The 13416-nt window shown below is 69.9% G+C and carries 12 protein-coding genes and 1 pseudogene; 9 read left to right on the forward strand and 4 right to left on the reverse strand.

Going from position 1 to position 13416, the window contains the following annotated elements; translation table 11 throughout:
* Nucleotides 1–38 precede the first annotated feature (38 nt).
* The 3 genes from ACFYQ5_RS28545 (at nt 39) to ACFYQ5_RS28555 (ending at nt 3831) form a co-directional block, all read left to right on the forward strand.
* Complete coding sequence (locus tag ACFYQ5_RS28545) at nt 39–479, forward strand: hypothetical protein (RefSeq protein ID WP_389201653.1); 441 nt, start codon at nt 39–41, stop codon at nt 477–479.
* 86 nt (nt 480–565) lie between these two features.
* Nucleotides 566–1270: an ABC transporter ATP-binding protein gene (locus ACFYQ5_RS28550; RefSeq protein WP_389201676.1), complete on the forward strand. Its 705-nt coding sequence runs from the start codon at nt 566–568 to the stop codon at nt 1268–1270.
* Nucleotides 1267–3831, forward strand: a complete 2565-nt coding sequence (locus ACFYQ5_RS28555; RefSeq protein ID WP_389201654.1) for an FtsX-like permease family protein — start codon at nt 1267–1269, stop codon at nt 3829–3831. The genes ACFYQ5_RS28550 and ACFYQ5_RS28555 overlap by 4 nt, the downstream gene beginning before the upstream one ends.
* A gap of 298 nt (nt 3832–4129) precedes the next feature.
* Here the strand turns inward: ACFYQ5_RS28555 and ACFYQ5_RS28560 are convergent, their stop codons facing one another.
* On the reverse strand, nt 4130–4738 hold the full coding sequence (locus ACFYQ5_RS28560; protein ID WP_389201656.1) for a helix-turn-helix domain-containing protein: 609 nt from the start codon (nt 4736–4738) through the stop codon (nt 4130–4132).
* Nucleotides 4739–4823: 85 nt separating this feature from the next.
* On the opposite strand from ACFYQ5_RS28560, the gene ACFYQ5_RS28565 reads away from it, so the two are divergent.
* The 3 genes from ACFYQ5_RS28565 (at nt 4824) to ACFYQ5_RS28575 (ending at nt 7063) form a co-directional block, all read left to right on the forward strand.
* Nucleotides 4824–5450: a class I SAM-dependent methyltransferase gene (locus ACFYQ5_RS28565; RefSeq protein WP_389201658.1), complete on the forward strand. Its 627-nt coding sequence runs from the start codon at nt 4824–4826 to the stop codon at nt 5448–5450.
* Nucleotides 5451–5493: 43 nt separating this feature from the next.
* Complete coding sequence (locus ACFYQ5_RS28570) at nt 5494–5994, forward strand: DinB family protein (protein WP_389201659.1); 501 nt, start codon at nt 5494–5496, stop codon at nt 5992–5994.
* Nucleotides 5995–6085: 91 nt separating this feature from the next.
* On the forward strand, nt 6086–7063 hold the full coding sequence (locus ACFYQ5_RS28575; RefSeq protein ID WP_389201677.1) for an alpha/beta fold hydrolase: 978 nt from the start codon (nt 6086–6088) through the stop codon (nt 7061–7063).
* A 657-nt stretch (nt 7064–7720) separates the two neighbouring features.
* On the opposite strand, the gene ACFYQ5_RS28580 is transcribed toward ACFYQ5_RS28575, so the two are convergent.
* Together ACFYQ5_RS28580 and ACFYQ5_RS28585 are read right to left on the reverse strand one after the other, a co-directional pair.
* Complete coding sequence (locus ACFYQ5_RS28580; protein WP_389201660.1) at nt 7721–8185, reverse strand: hypothetical protein; 465 nt, start codon at nt 8183–8185, stop codon at nt 7721–7723.
* 237 nt (nt 8186–8422) lie between these two features.
* Nucleotides 8423–9031 carry a TetR family transcriptional regulator gene (locus ACFYQ5_RS28585; RefSeq protein ID WP_389201663.1) on the reverse strand — a complete coding sequence of 203 codons (609 nt, stop codon included), beginning with the start codon at nt 9029–9031 and terminating at the stop codon, nt 8423–8425.
* A gap of 94 nt (nt 9032–9125) precedes the next feature.
* Here ACFYQ5_RS28585 and ACFYQ5_RS28590 point away from each other — a divergent pair, with 94 nt between their 5' ends.
* The 3 genes and pseudogenes from ACFYQ5_RS28590 to ACFYQ5_RS28600 all read left to right on the forward strand — a co-directional run bounded on the left by ACFYQ5_RS28590 (nt 9126) and on the right by ACFYQ5_RS28600 (nt 12354).
* A complete protein-coding gene (locus tag ACFYQ5_RS28590) occupies nt 9126–10166 on the forward strand; it encodes an NAD(P)-dependent alcohol dehydrogenase (RefSeq protein ID WP_389201664.1) in 1041 nt (346 codons plus the stop codon).
* 391 nt (nt 10167–10557) lie between these two features.
* Nucleotides 10558–10896, forward strand: a pseudogene (locus ACFYQ5_RS28595) (TetR family transcriptional regulator C-terminal domain-containing protein); the annotation flags it as partial.
* Nucleotides 10897–11133: 237 nt separating this feature from the next.
* Complete coding sequence (locus ACFYQ5_RS28600) at nt 11134–12354, forward strand: alpha/beta hydrolase family protein (protein WP_389201666.1); 1221 nt, start codon at nt 11134–11136, stop codon at nt 12352–12354.
* Nucleotides 12355–12751: 397 nt separating this feature from the next.
* On the opposite strand, the gene ACFYQ5_RS28605 is transcribed toward ACFYQ5_RS28600, so the two are convergent.
* Nucleotides 12752–13249: a VOC family protein gene (locus tag ACFYQ5_RS28605; protein WP_389201667.1), complete on the reverse strand. Its 498-nt coding sequence runs from the start codon at nt 13247–13249 to the stop codon at nt 12752–12754.
* Nucleotides 13250–13416 lie beyond the last annotated feature (167 nt).

Genomic DNA, 13416 nt, shown 5'->3' on the forward strand with positions numbered 1-13416 from the left:
TGTCGCCGAACGCGGCCGAGAAGACACTGGAGGATTCAATGAACACCACGCCCACCACGCCCACCACGCAGAACCGCAAGCGGAACCGCCTCGTCATCGGCGCGGTCACGGCCGTGACCGCCGCGGCCCTGGCCACCGGGGCGGGGTACTGGTGGCAGGACCGCAACGAGCTCAGCCAGGCGTCCACCGAGGACTGCCGGCTGGCGCAGCGCATCATCACCGAGGCCGAGGAGATCTCCACCGGCCCCGTGCCGGACGCGGAGAAGTGGTGGCGGGAAACCGGCGACGAGCGCCGCGCGCAGATGAAGGACGGCTACCTCGGAGCCAGGATCTCCCAGTACGAGGGATGGGCGCTCGCGACCGCCAGGAAGTCCCCCGAAGCGCCGTCCGCGAAGGACGTGAAGAACCTCCAGGGCGAGGCGCAGGGACACTGCTCGGACTCCGGCGTCACCCTGTCCATGCCGCAGCTCGGATCCTGACCCGGATCGCGAGAACCGCTCTCATGGCTCTCCACACCGCCGCCAGGAGTCACGCACCGGACGACGTCATCACCGCCACAGCCCTGGTGAAGACCTACCGTCAGGGCACCGCCGAGGTACGGGCCCTCGACGAGGTGTCCGTCGGTGTCCAGCGCGCCCGGTTCACCGCCGTCGTCGGCCCCTCCGGGTCGGGGAAGTCGACCCTGATGCACTGTGCCGCCGGGCTCGACACCCTCACCTCCGGCAGCATCGTCCTGGACGGAACGGAGATCACCGGGCTGTCCGACCGGCAGCTGACCCGGGTGCGCCGGGAGCGGATCGGGTTCGTCTTCCAGTCGTTCAACCTGCTGCCGCAGCTGACGGCCTACGAGAACATCGTGCTGCCCGTCACCATGTCCGGCGGGCGCCCGGACCGCGAGTTGGTGGACCATCTCTGCGAAGTCCTCGGCATCGCCCACCGGGTGTCGCACCGACCCGCCGAGCTGTCCGGGGGCCAGCAGCAGCGGGTCGCCGTGGCCCGGGCGCTGGTGGCCCGGCCGGCCGTGGTCTTCGCCGACGAACCCACCGGCAACCTCGACTCCCGGGCCGGCGCCGAAGTCCTCACCATGCTGCGCCGGTCCGTCGACGACCTCGGCCAGTCGGTCGTGATGGTCACCCACGACCCCGAGGCCGCGCGGTACGCGGACCGGGTACTGACCCTCGCGGACGGACGCGTCGTGAAGGACGAGCACGTCGCCCCTTCCGGGCGGGCCGCCGCACTCGCCACCGACGCCATGAGGAGACGGCGATGAGTACCCCGTGGCGCGCGACCGTCCTGGGCTCCCAGGTGGCGGAACTCCTGAGGCGGCCCGGACGGTTCGCGGCGACCGGACTGTCGCTGCTGATCGCGGCATTCGTCGTCTTCGGGGCCGTGACGGCCCAGCAGATCATCACCGCGACCGTCGTCGAGCAGTTCCGTGGAACACCCGAAGCGGTTTCACTGGTGGTCACGCCCGACGACGGTGAGGACATCGGCGAGGGCCGCCTCCGCGAGATCGGGAAGACGCCCGGAGTCACCGAGGCCGTCGGCCGGATCGACGGCGGCAGCCCGCTGGACGGCAGCGCCGTCGAACGCTACCTCGATCTGTCCGCGGACCCGGGCACCGGCGCCTTGGCACAAGTCCGGCTGCTCAGCGGCACGTACCCCTCCGGTCCGGGCCGGCTCGCCGTCAACACCCAGGCCGCGGAGGATTACGGTCTCGCACCGGGTTCGTCGCTCACCCTGCTGCAGCCCGAACCCGACGGCGAAGGCACCCGCCGGAAGACGGTCGAGGTCAGCGGCATCGTCCGCAGCACCGCCACGAACGACGCGGAGCCCACGGGGTACGCCCCCGGCCCCCAACTCGGCGAGCTGCTCGGCGTGTCGGGCTACTCCCGCATCGACATCCGCACCGACACCGCGTCCTTTGCGGCCGGTTCCGTCTCGGCGGAGCTGACGGAGCGGATCCGGCAGGCGGTGCCCGGAGCACAGGTGCGGTCCGGGGACGAGACGCGGGACCAGGAGGCCCGTGAGGCGGTGGCGGAGGCGAAGGACATGCTGGAGCTGGTCACCGTCTTCCTCGCCGTCGCCGTCGGCGCGGCCGTTCTCGTCGCGACCTCCACCTTCCGCATCGTCTTCGCACGGCGCGTACGCCAGCTGGCGCTGCTGCGCGCCATCGGGGCGACCCCGCGACGGCTCGCCGCCGCGCTCCTCGCCGAAGGAGCGGCGGTCGGCCTGCTGGCCGGTTCGACCGGTGTGCTGGCGGCCTGGGGCTGCGGACAGCTCGTCCCCCCGGTCGCCGGCCGGTTCGGGCACGACCTGTTCGCCTCCTCCCAGGTCCCGCTGACGCAGGCCGTTCTCACCGTTCTCGGCACCGCTCTCCTGGCGGTCCTGGCAGTCCTGGCCCCCTCCCTGAGCGCCTCACGGGTCTCCCCGCTGCAAGCCCTGCGGAGCACGGCATCCGGGCAGGAGGCGGCGGGCGGCATCGGACGGACCCTGCTGGGCCTGCTGTGCGCGGCGGGCGCCGCGGGCCTCGCCTGGCAGCAGCACGGTGAGCTGCCCCAGCCGGGCGACGCGGAGTACGACCGGTTCGAGGCGCTGAGCGTCGTAGTGCTCTCGGGCGGGCTGGCCTTCCTGGCCCTGATCGCACTCGGCCCCCGTCTGGTCCGGCCGGTGCTGTCGGCCGTCGCCGTGCCGCTGCGCCGCACCGGCGCCGCCGGGCGCCTCGCGGTCGCGGGCGTAGGGGGCGCGCCGGGACGGGCGGCCTCGGTCGCGGTCGTCGTGGCCCTCGGCGTCTGTCTGGTCGGCTCGACCCTGACCTGCCTCGCCTCCCTGAACGCCTACGAGCGGTACCGGCAGGCGGTGGAGGCACCCGCCGACTTCCACCTGCACGCGAGAGACAGCGACTCGCTGGACCGGTTGCTGGCCGCCGATCTGGCCTCTCACCCCGAACTGGCCGATGTGACCGCGTTCCGCACGGCGGAGGTCATCGCGAGCACCCGCAGCGCGACGATCTCCGACCTCGACCTCGGCACCGTCCGCTCCGGCGTGAGCCTGACCGCCCGTACCGGCTCCCTCGGCCACCTCGACCCCGCCCACGTCGTCGTGGACGCCGACCACGCCCATCGGCTCGGCGTCCAGGCGGGCGACCGTGTGACGCTGACGTTCAAGGGCCGCCCCGTCCAGCTCACCGTGGCGGCGACGCTGCCCGGAACCGGACCCTACGGAGGGAACTTCTTCGTCCCCGCCGCAGACCTCAGCCGTATGGGAATGGCCGCGGTGCCCACCACGGTCACCGCCGACGTCTCGCAGGACGGCGCTCAAGGGCGGATACGCGCACAGCGGGCGATCACCGACACGTTGACCGGCCCGGAGCGCGGCGACGGCCGCGTCATCGCCGAGGAGGCCGGACGGGCCGGGGAGTCGGACGACCTGCGGACGATGGCCACGACAGTGATCATGGTCCTGGGGCTGACCGTCCTGGTGGCGGTCGCCGGAGTCGCGACCACGGCGAGTCTCACCGTCGTCGAACGCAAGCGTGAGTTCGGGCTGTTGCGGGCCCTGGGCCTCGGTGGAGCGGCCGTGCACCGCATGGTCACGGTGGAATGCGCGCTCTACGGCGTACTGGGCGGAGTCCTCGGCCTGGCCCTCAGCATGCCGTACTCCTGGCTGGTCGTCCGTGTCGCCGGGACGAGTGTCCCGTTCAGCTTCCCCGCGGGGGAACTCGCGGCGGTCTTCACCGTCCTCGTCCTGGTGACCGCCGCCGCGGGAACGGTGCCCGCCCTCCGGGCCTCCCGGACCTCGCCGACGGTCGCCGTCGCCCAGGACGAGTAGCCGGACAACGGACCGGCACGGACGGGCGGGTGCGCGCACCAGGGGCCCGGTGGGCGCGTTGCCGGGATCAGTACGGGCGGAAGCTGATCACGCTGTTCCGGTTCGGGTAGATGATCCGCATCTGCCCGCACCCCTCGTTCAAACACCGGCACCGCCACTGACAGCGCGTCATCCGGCAGCGCGGTGCGACACGTCGCATGCCTCGTTGGTGAACTGCCCGTGTGAGCGCTGTCGTGCGTCCGCTCAGGGCGTCAGAAAGCCGACGTCACCGACGCGCGTACAGCATCTCCCGCCGAGTTCACCGCCGGCTCCCGGCCTGATCGGATCGATGAGGCTCGGTACGTACGTGTGCACGCACCCCTTGCAGACCGAACAGGATGAGAAGTTCCACCAGGCCGCCGTCGGCGCTGCCCAGCCAGTGGGGCAAGGACGTGTCGAACTCGGCCGCCTCACCAGCCGGCAGCGTCAGGTCGCGCTCACCGGTCACGAGCCGCAGGCGTCCGTTGAGCACGTAGAGCCATTCGAAGCCTTCGTGGGTCTGCGGGGACGGTTCGAGTGGTTCCGGCTGGGCGGGAATGATCATCTTGAACGCGTGCACCCCGCCCGGTTGCCGGGACAGGGGCACGAAGGTCATGCCGAACCTTCTGATCGGCTTGAGGTGGATCCGGGGATCGCCGGTGCGCGGGGCGCCGACGAGGTCGTCCAACGGAACGTCATAGGTACGGGCCAGCGGCAGCAGCAGTTCCAGGCTCGGCCGGCGCTGCCCGCTCTCCAGCCGGGACAGGGTGCTCTCCGACGTACCGGTCGTCGCCGCGAGGTCGGCGAGGGTGATGCCGCGGGCACGGCGCAGTGCACGAAGGCGCGGCCCCACCGCGTCAAGCACGTCGTCGTCCGTCGTGTGATCCATCAGGGCATCTTGCCATAACCGCAAGTTTCCATGCCAGATCTGGGGCGCCTGGTGAGACTGAGCGCATACCGACACAAGGAGCCTGATGAGCACCACTGAGGCAGTCACGTTCTGGGACGGCGTCTACGCGGCCCGGCCGGCAGCCGGCAACCCGCAGCCGAATGCCCGCCTCACCGAGACGGTGACGGGCCTGCCGCCCGGCGACGCGTTGGACCTCGGATGCGGCGACGGCGGCGACGCGCTGTGGCTCGCCCGCCTGGGGTGGCAGGTCACCGCCGCCGACATCTCGGCCGTGGCGGTCGAGCGGCTCGCCGCCCTCGCCCGCTCACACGGCCTGGGCGGCCATGTCACCACCTTGCGGGCCGACTTGCACGAGTCTTTCCCGCCCGGCGGATTCGACCTGATCTGCGCCCACTACCTGCACACCCCCTTTGACCTGGACCGGGCAACCGTCCTGCGCTCGGCCGCGCACGCACTGCGCCCGGGCGGGCGGCTGCTGGTCGTCGACCACGGCTCGGCCGCGCCGTGGTCGTGGAACCAGGATCCCGACCTCCGCTACCCGAGCCCACGGGAAGTCGCCGCAGGTATCGACCTGGCCCCGGAGACATGGACGGTCGAGCGGGCCGACGCACCCCGCCGGATCGCGACGGGACCGGACGGGCGCACCGCCGAGGTCATCGACCACGTCCTCCTCGTCCGCCGCACCCCCTGACACGGCGGTCGGCGCCCGCCCCGGCAAAGAAAGGGAGACCATGATGCCCAGCACCACGCGCCGCGACCGCCGCCGCGACACCCCGCCGCCCCGGACCGGGAACAGCGAGCTCGACGTCCTGCGCGGATTCCTCGACCACCTCCGGACCTCGATCGCCGGGAAGGTCGACGGTGCCCCCGAGCCGCAGGTGCGAACAGCCGTGGTGCCGTCGGGCACGGACCTGCTCGGCCTGCTCAACCACCTGACTTCCGTCGAGCGTTCGATGTTCCTCGGGGACGACGTCACCGACTGGCAGGCGACGTTCGAGGCCGCACCGGCGGACGGCGTGGCCGATGTCGTCGCCCGCTACCGAGACGCGGTCGAGCGCGCGAACGACGTTCTCGACGGGTGCACCGATCCCGGCGCACCCGTCCCCCGACCGCGGCCGGACCGCCCCGCTCCCAGCATCCGCTGGGCACTCACCCACATGATCGAGGAGACCGGCCGGCACGCGGGCCACGCTGACATCCTCCGGGAACCCATCGACGGCACGACCGGCCGCTGACCCATCTTCTCCAGGACGGAAACACATGATCACAGCACCACGGCCGTTGCCACGCCGCTTCCTCCGATCCGCACACACGGTGGCAACCGTGATGCTCGCCCTCCTGTTCGCGATCGGCACGGCAGCCTGTTCCACGTCCATGTCCACGCCGACAGCCGGCGACGACGTTCCCGCCTACGCCGCCGTCACCCAGGACGATCCCCGGTTCGAGAACACCTTCCGACACGAGTTCGCCGACGTCGACGGCGTCCGTATGCACTACGTGACCGGCGGCAGCGGCACGCCAGTCGTACTGATACACGGTTGGCCACAGACCTGGTACAGCTGGTGGCCGATCATGCCGGAACTCGCCGAGCACCACACCGTCTACGCCATCGACCTTCCCGGACTGGGTGACAGCACCGGCTCGCCGACCGGCTACGACAAAGCCACGCTGGCACGGTACGTGCACACGCTGATCGCCGATCGGCTCGGGGTGAGTGACGCCCGTGTCATCGGACACGATCTCGGCGCCGCGGTGGCCTTCCAGTACGCCGGCCAATTCCCCGACGACACCGCACGCCTCGGCTACCTCGACCTGCCGCTGCCCGGGCCCGCGATCGACGCACCCACCTACCGCTCACTGAGCTGGCACATCGCCTTTCACTCCCAGCGACGGGTCCCCGAGGCGGTCGTGGGCGACGATGTCCGCGAGTACCTGGCACTGTTCTATCCCCAGGTCTCGTTCGGTGGCACGGCGTTCGGTGGCACCTCTGACCGGTCCCCGTTCACCACCGCCGAGATCAACGAATACGCACGAACCTACAGCCGGCCCAAGGTCCTGTCGGGCGGCTTCGAGCTCTACCGCGCCCTCGACGAAGACGTCCGCGACACCGTGGCAACAGCACCGATACGTGTCCCGGCCCTGCTGATGACCGCCCAAGGACAACTCAAGGCGATCCAGGGCACAGTGGCCCCGCGCATGACCAACATCGTGCGGGCGGTGGACGTGCCGAAGGCCGGGCACTGGCTCGTCGAGGAGAACCCCCGGTTCGTCACCGCCGAGCTGTTGCGTTTCCTCGACGGATGACCACGCCGCTGAGGCGGTACAGGACGCCGCTCGGCCACCGGGCCGCCAACTCTCGCCCAACCAGATCAACATCTGCCTGGCCGGCCGTTCACGTGTCGACCGCTTCTTGACCATGGACGCCGCCCGCATCCACTCACAGGCGCCTTGTGCCATGCACAAGGCACCTGTCAGCGCCTCTCCGGAAGTCGTCCGGAAGCTGCTGGTGGACGCCGCAAGCCGGCCGCTGTGGTCCGAGGCCGACAGTCCGGACACGACGTGGTCGGCCGGCCTCGGCCCTGGCGACGACGGTGCCGGTGCGGCCCGGGCTTTCCGGACGGGACGCGTACAAGCCGGCTTCGTGATTCCTACGCCGTCGCGCGTTCAATCAGGGCCCGCACCAGCATCGCGGTGGATCGCCCACGAGTCTCGTAGGCCTGGACCGGGTCAGGCACCCCGTGCGCACCGTGCGGCGCCGACATCCTCCAGACCGCGCGGCGTCTTCTTCTCCGGTGAAGGAAAGGCTGCTGAACAAGCATGGGCGACAAGCCGGGTGCCGCCATGATGACAACCGGGCTGCTCGACCACGTAAATGCGCCGGCTCATCCCGCTCTGCCGGTGACAACTCCTGAGCTTCGGCTCAACTGGTTGGGTCCCTACGGGGCTGAAGCGCGATCACTGTCATCGAAGCAGACTTGTCGGCGACCCGGTGGTTGGCGTCGGCGTGAGTGAGGAGCGTTGGCGTACCGATGCGAGCGTTCCTGTCACGAGAGCGAGCAGGAGGAGCGCGAGCCCCATGAAGATCACGGGATTCACCCAACCTGGCACCAGCTCGGTTCCCACGCCGTCCAGCGTGACGCACTGCACGCTGACCGGCAGGGATTCCCGCGTGACGATGTGGTCGCCCGCCACGCCCCGCGCCGCACACGTCTGGTCCGGATCCAGAATGTAGAACCCCGACGTCACGCCCCACGCGTAGGCGCCGAAAGCCGCCGCGCCGGACATCACAGCGACGAGCGCGGAAGTCGTGAGGCTCGGCAGATGCCACATCCTGCTGGTTAGCCGCTTGTAGGCCCGCAGGACGACCGCCAGGGCGGCGACCACGAACACCACGGGCGTCAGGAACGGTGCAACGGCCAGTGCCATGAACACAATGCTTGCCATGCCTGACCAGACAGCGCACGCGCCATGTCGGTTCCTCATATCCCCGATCACAACCGGCCGACCGGCGAGCGGGTCCCCGGAGAGCCGGCGGAGCACCGGGGCCAGGGGCACCGGCCATGCGTAGCGTCCTGCTGACGGCAGGCAGGGCCCGTGCTTGCGGACGGTCCTGGCCGGAGCCCAGGCAACGTGCGTGAGCGTCACCAGGGGTGTGGGTGGCGGTCATGAGGGGGCTGCGTCGCCTCTGCCGGCCGCGGTGGCGCTTCGGACGCACTCGCGGAGCAGGGCGCGGCGTCGGTCATGTACGTCATCGGGTTCTTGGCTGCCGGCCGCGTATACGTTGCTGACCGGTGACCAGGCCATGGACATGGCGATGACCATGGCCATGATGTCGAACGGGTCGCCTGCGCGGACCCGCCCGGCGGCCTGGGCCTGGGCGATGGCCGTGAGCTTGCGGTCGTCGTAGCGCTGGTGGGTCTCGACGAGGTGCCCGGCAGGCCGGCGCTCCAGTCGTGTCCAGGTCGCCAGCCGGATGAGGTCGGGGCGGCGCAGGTATTCGTCGTAGAGACGAACGGCCCACGCCGCGAGATCGTCGGCGTCGATGGGCACGACGTCGGTGATGCGCTCCAGAGAGCTGAGGAAGATCGCGTCGAAGAGTCGCTCCTTGTCGCCGAAGTAGGCGTAGAGCTGTGCCTTGTTGGTGCGCGCTGCCGTCACGATCCGTTCGATGCGCGCGCCGGCGATGCCGTGCTGGGCGAACTCTTCGGTGGCGGCGTCCAGGATGCGCTGGTAGGTCGCGGCGCCTCGCGGGGTCTGGGGCTGTTCCGGCATGCCCGCAGCCTACCAAACAGAACAGTTGGTTTGCCTCGGGGCGGGGTCGTGTTTACACTGCGGCAGACCGAACAGTCTGTTTAAGGGAGTGCGTATGCGAACGACCACCGGATGGCAGGCGACCGGTCCGACGACGCTGCGGCGCACGTCGCTGGAGCGCCGTGACCTGCGCCCGGACGACATCGCGGTGCGGGTCGACTACTGCGGCGTGTGCCACAGCGACGTACACGCCCTGCACGCCTACGACCAGCACACGAAAGCGCCCCTGGTGCCCGGTCACGAATTCACCGGCGTGGTGGCAGGGATCGGACGGGAGGTGACCACCTTCTCGGTCGGCGACCGTGTCGCGGTGGGCAACATCGTCGACTCCTGCGGCGTGTGCGCCATGTGCGAAGCCGGACAGGAGAATTTCTGCCACTCCTTCCCGACTCTGACCTACGGCGGCACCGACCGCCAGGACGGGTCGACCACCCTGGGCGGCTACTCCCGCGAGTACGTCGTGCGGGACACCTTCGCCTACCCGCTCCCCTCCGGCCTCGACCCGGCCGCAGCCGCCCCGCTGATGTGCGCCGGCGTCACCGTCTGGGAACCCCTGCGCCACCTCGGTGTGGGCCCCGGCAGTCGCGTCGCCGTGGCCGGGCTCGGCGGCCTGGGCCACCTCGCAGTCAAGATGGCCGTGGCACTCGGCGCGACCACGACCGTCATCAGCCGCACCCAGGACAAGCGCGACGACGCCCGCAAGCTCGGCGCTCACGACCTCATCGACTCCACCGACGGCCGGCGGATGGCCACGGCACGCGACACCTTCGACGTCGTCATCGACACCATCTCCGCCCCTCACGACCTCGCCCCGTATCTGAAGCTGGTGGCGATGGACGGCACCCTCAGCCTCCTCGGGTACCTGGGCCCCATCACCGTCGAGACCACGGACCTGCTCATCGGCCGCAAGAAGCTCAGTTCCGCGGGCAGCGGAGGCCGCCTGGCGACAGCCGAGATGCTCCAATTCTGCGCCGACAACAGTGTCGCCGCCGACATCGAAGTACTCCCGTCGTCACAGCTGGACACGGCACTCGACCGTCTCCGGCGAAACGACGTCCGCTACCGCTTCGTGCTCGACATGTCCGACCTGGACTGAGGAGACAGTGGGGCCCGGCCATGGCGTGCGGTCCGGACGGCGGCGCGCGCATGGCCCGGCACTCCGCCCGCTCACAAACGACGAGCCTATGCCCGAGCAAGGCCAAACAGGGCCGGACACAGGCCATCAGGAAGAGACCGACCCGCCGACCTCGTCGAGCGTGATCCGTGCCCGAAGTGCAGGGCCACTGTCGGTCGGGGTGGATCTTGCGCTCCGTGCCCGGTCCGGGCGTGCTGCGCGGATGCTCGTGTCGGCCAGGCGGAATGCCGCGGGCGGCGACTCGCCCACGGCAGGTCGGGACGCCGCATGGCAGGGTCAGAACTGGTTCTCGCCGCCGTTGACGTGCAGGGTGGTGCCGAGCACGAAGCTGCTGTCCGCAGAGGCGAGGAAGGCCACGGCGTTCCTCGCCGGCTCGGTCAGTACGACGACCCGCCCCGGCTGCCCCGCCGGATGCCTGGGTGTGCAGGGCTCGCTGGCCTCCGGCGACTCCGGCCGGCCGGCCCAGGACGCCCTGATCGCCTGGCGCGACGACGCCCGCGCCAGCCTCTGCCACCGGTTCCAGCGGGCCGTCGACGAGGGTGATTTGCCCTCCGGCGCAGACCCGGAACTGCTCGCCCGATACGTCATGACCGTAGCGAACGGCATCGCCGTCCAGGCTGCCGGTGGCGCCACCCGCTCCGAACTCCAGCAGGTGGCCGACATGGCGCTGCGAAACTGGCCACCTGTCTGACAGTAGGCGCCCGCGGTGTCGCGCCACCCGAAGCGAGGAACCGCTTCCATCGCGCGCAAGGCCATCGGCACACCCGTCGCGTGCGGCTGGTGACAGCGTTATTTCCGGCGCCCCGACCTGACCCGCAGGGGAAGAGGCATTCGGCATCCCCTACGGACCCTGAGGGGGTTCTCCCCCTTCACAGCCCGGGGGGTCGCTCCATGTCCCAGCGGAGCGGCCGACGGGCATGATCCATCCATGACTTCACGGCGAACCAGATTCCGGATTCTGGCTGGTACGGCGGCTCTCGGCAGTGTGTCCGCCCTGCTGGCTCCAGTCTCGGCGGCGGTCGGCTCCCACAGCGAGCGGACACAAGGCGGGACTGTCGTCAGCGTCGAGCAAGCGGCCGACCTCACAGCGGAGGAAGTGGCCGGGGAACTCCAGGGAAAGATCGACTCCTCCCAGGTCCGCTACGGCGTGACCGGCTATCGGGTCACCTACCGCACCACTGACAGCGCGGGCGCCCCCACGACCGCGAGCCAGCTCGTCGTCCTGCCCAAGAACGGGGCACGCCACCTGCCCACCGTCTCCTGGCTGCACGGCACCACCGTCCACCGCAAGGACGTCGCCTCGGAGAATCCGAAGTCGAACGACCGGCTCGTCGCTCTGCTGTTCGCCTCAACCGGGCGGGCCGTTTCGGCGCCCGACTACGTGGGCCTCGGCTCGGGCGAAGGCTTCCACCCCTACGGTGACCCTCGGGCCACCGTCGCGGCCTCGGTGGACGGTCTGCGCGCGGCCCGGACCTTCGCCCACTGGAACGGCCGGGAGCTGAAGCGGAAGGTCCAGGTCAGCGGGTTCTCGCAGGGTGGCCCCGCGACCATGCTGGTAGGCCGGGCGCTTCAGCAGAAGGGCGCCGACCGCTACTTCCGGCTGGGGGCACTCGCCCCGGTCAGCGGCCCCTACAACCTCTCGGCCTTCGAGGCCGCCGCGGCCGACGACAGGATCGCCAAATCCGGCATCTACCTCGCCTACTTCGTCACCGCCTGGAACAAGATGTACGGCCTCTACGCGTCACCCGGCGACGTCTTCCGCTCCCCCTACGACAGCAAGGTCGAGGGTCTCTTCGACGGCCATCACACTGCCGAGCAGATCGTCAGCGAACTCCCGGCAGCCTCCAAGGACCTGTTCACGGAGGACTTCCTGAACAAGATCCGCAGGCCCGACGGTGTCCTGAAGGACAAGCTGCGCCCGATGGACAACACGTGCGACTGGCAGCCGAACGTACCGGTGGAGATCTTCCACGGCCGGGGCGACAAGGACGTCGACCTCAGTCATGCGACGTACTGTGCCGACCAGTTGACGAGGAACGGCGCCGCACACCGACTGACCGACGTCGGCGACTACGACCACAACGGATCGGTACGGCAAGCCCTGCCCCGGATCGTCAGGTTCTTCGACGAGTCGGCGAAGACCGACTGAAGCGCGTCACCGGCAGCGGGTGGGAGCAGAGGATGTACACGCCCGTTCAGGGCGTCGGCCTGACCTGCGGTTTTGTGGACATCGAGCTGCCTGACGATGAGCACATGAGGGCCCTGGCCGAGTTGGAGGACGTCTCCCTTTTTCGCGGAGACGCGGTGCGCTCGTCGAGCGGCGGTCGGCTGCTTCACGGCCCGGCGGCCGGGGTCCGTCGCGCCGGCCCATGGACCAGGCGGCAGCGTCAGTCTCTTGGCACGGCTTGCCTGTGGTCGTCACCGGCAGCGCCTGGACGAACAAGTCCGATGTGCTCAGTGATCGGTGCGTCCGCCTTGCCGTTCGAGTGTCCAAGTTCTCGTTCGCCACAGAAGGATCTTGGACACCCTCTTCTCGTTCCTGGACGTCAGCCGAGGTTGGCTTCTCGGGCGGGGAAGAAGTCGGCGCTTTGGACGTACTCCATGGCCTTGGTGAACTCCGGTTCGTCGAGGCGGTGTTCCATTTCCTGCGGGCTCAGGTCCTCCACACGGGTCTGGATCCAGTACAGGTTGCCCAGTGGATCGCGTACCCGCCCGACCCGGTCTCCGAAGAACAGGTGGGTGACCTCGGTGACCGAGGTGCCGCCGGCCGCAACCGCCTGACGGTGCACGGCATCGGCGTCGTCGACGTAAAGGCGGAGGAAGCCAGGAGTCGGCGGCCACTCCGACCGCGCGTCGAACATCATCACCACGGAGTCGCCGATCCGTACCTCCGCATGCTCGATGGCCCCGTCCTTGCCCGCAAGGCACGCGAGCTCCTCTGCGCCGAAGGCCCTCTTCATGTAGTCGATGAGCTGCACCGTGTCGCGCGAGATGATCCACGGCGTCACGGTGCTGTAGCCCTGGGGAACCGGCTTGACGGACATCTGACCTGCCTCCTGGAGTGCGAGTGCCTCAACGCGGTGATGACGCTAGACGCCTTTTAGGTCACACGCTGTCCTAGACCCGGACTTCGCGGGTCACCGTTTCAGGTCTGTGGCCAGCGGGTTTGTCCGATGTCGGTATCGAGGAGATCGAGGAGGTGGAGTTGGAC

Source organism: Streptomyces sp. NPDC005794, assembly GCF_042871445.1.
GTDB lineage: Bacteria > Actinomycetota > Actinomycetes > Streptomycetales > Streptomycetaceae > Streptomyces.

Excerpts from the sequence above, each read along its gene's own strand:
- ACFYQ5_RS28570 (WP_389201659.1), top strand. The coding sequence starts at position 5,494 with ATGCCCAGCACCACGCGCCGCGACCGCCGCCGCGACACCCCGCCGCCC.
- ACFYQ5_RS28590 (WP_389201664.1), top strand. The coding sequence starts at position 9,126 with ATGCGAACGACCACCGGATGGCAGGCGACCGGTCCGACGACGCTGCGG.
- ACFYQ5_RS28575 (WP_389201677.1), top strand. The coding sequence starts at position 6,086 with ATGCTCGCCCTCCTGTTCGCGATCGGCACGGCAGCCTGTTCCACGTCC.
- ACFYQ5_RS28565 (WP_389201658.1), top strand. The coding sequence starts at position 4,824 with ATGAGCACCACTGAGGCAGTCACGTTCTGGGACGGCGTCTACGCGGCC.
- ACFYQ5_RS28580 (WP_389201660.1), bottom strand. The coding sequence starts at position 8,185 with ATGGCACTGGCCGTTGCACCGTTCCTGACGCCCGTGGTGTTCGTGGTC.
- ACFYQ5_RS28585 (WP_389201663.1), bottom strand. The coding sequence starts at position 9,031 with ATGCCGGAACAGCCCCAGACCCCGCGAGGCGCCGCGACCTACCAGCGC.
- ACFYQ5_RS28600 (WP_389201666.1), top strand. The coding sequence starts at position 11,134 with ATGACTTCACGGCGAACCAGATTCCGGATTCTGGCTGGTACGGCGGCT.
- ACFYQ5_RS28560 (WP_389201656.1), bottom strand. The coding sequence starts at position 4,738 with ATGGATCACACGACGGACGACGACGTGCTTGACGCGGTGGGGCCGCGC.
- ACFYQ5_RS28605 (WP_389201667.1), bottom strand. The coding sequence starts at position 13,249 with ATGTCCGTCAAGCCGGTTCCCCAGGGCTACAGCACCGTGACGCCGTGG.
- ACFYQ5_RS28545 (WP_389201653.1), top strand. The coding sequence starts at position 39 with ATGAACACCACGCCCACCACGCCCACCACGCAGAACCGCAAGCGGAAC.
- ACFYQ5_RS28555 (WP_389201654.1), top strand. The coding sequence starts at position 1,267 with ATGAGTACCCCGTGGCGCGCGACCGTCCTGGGCTCCCAGGTGGCGGAA.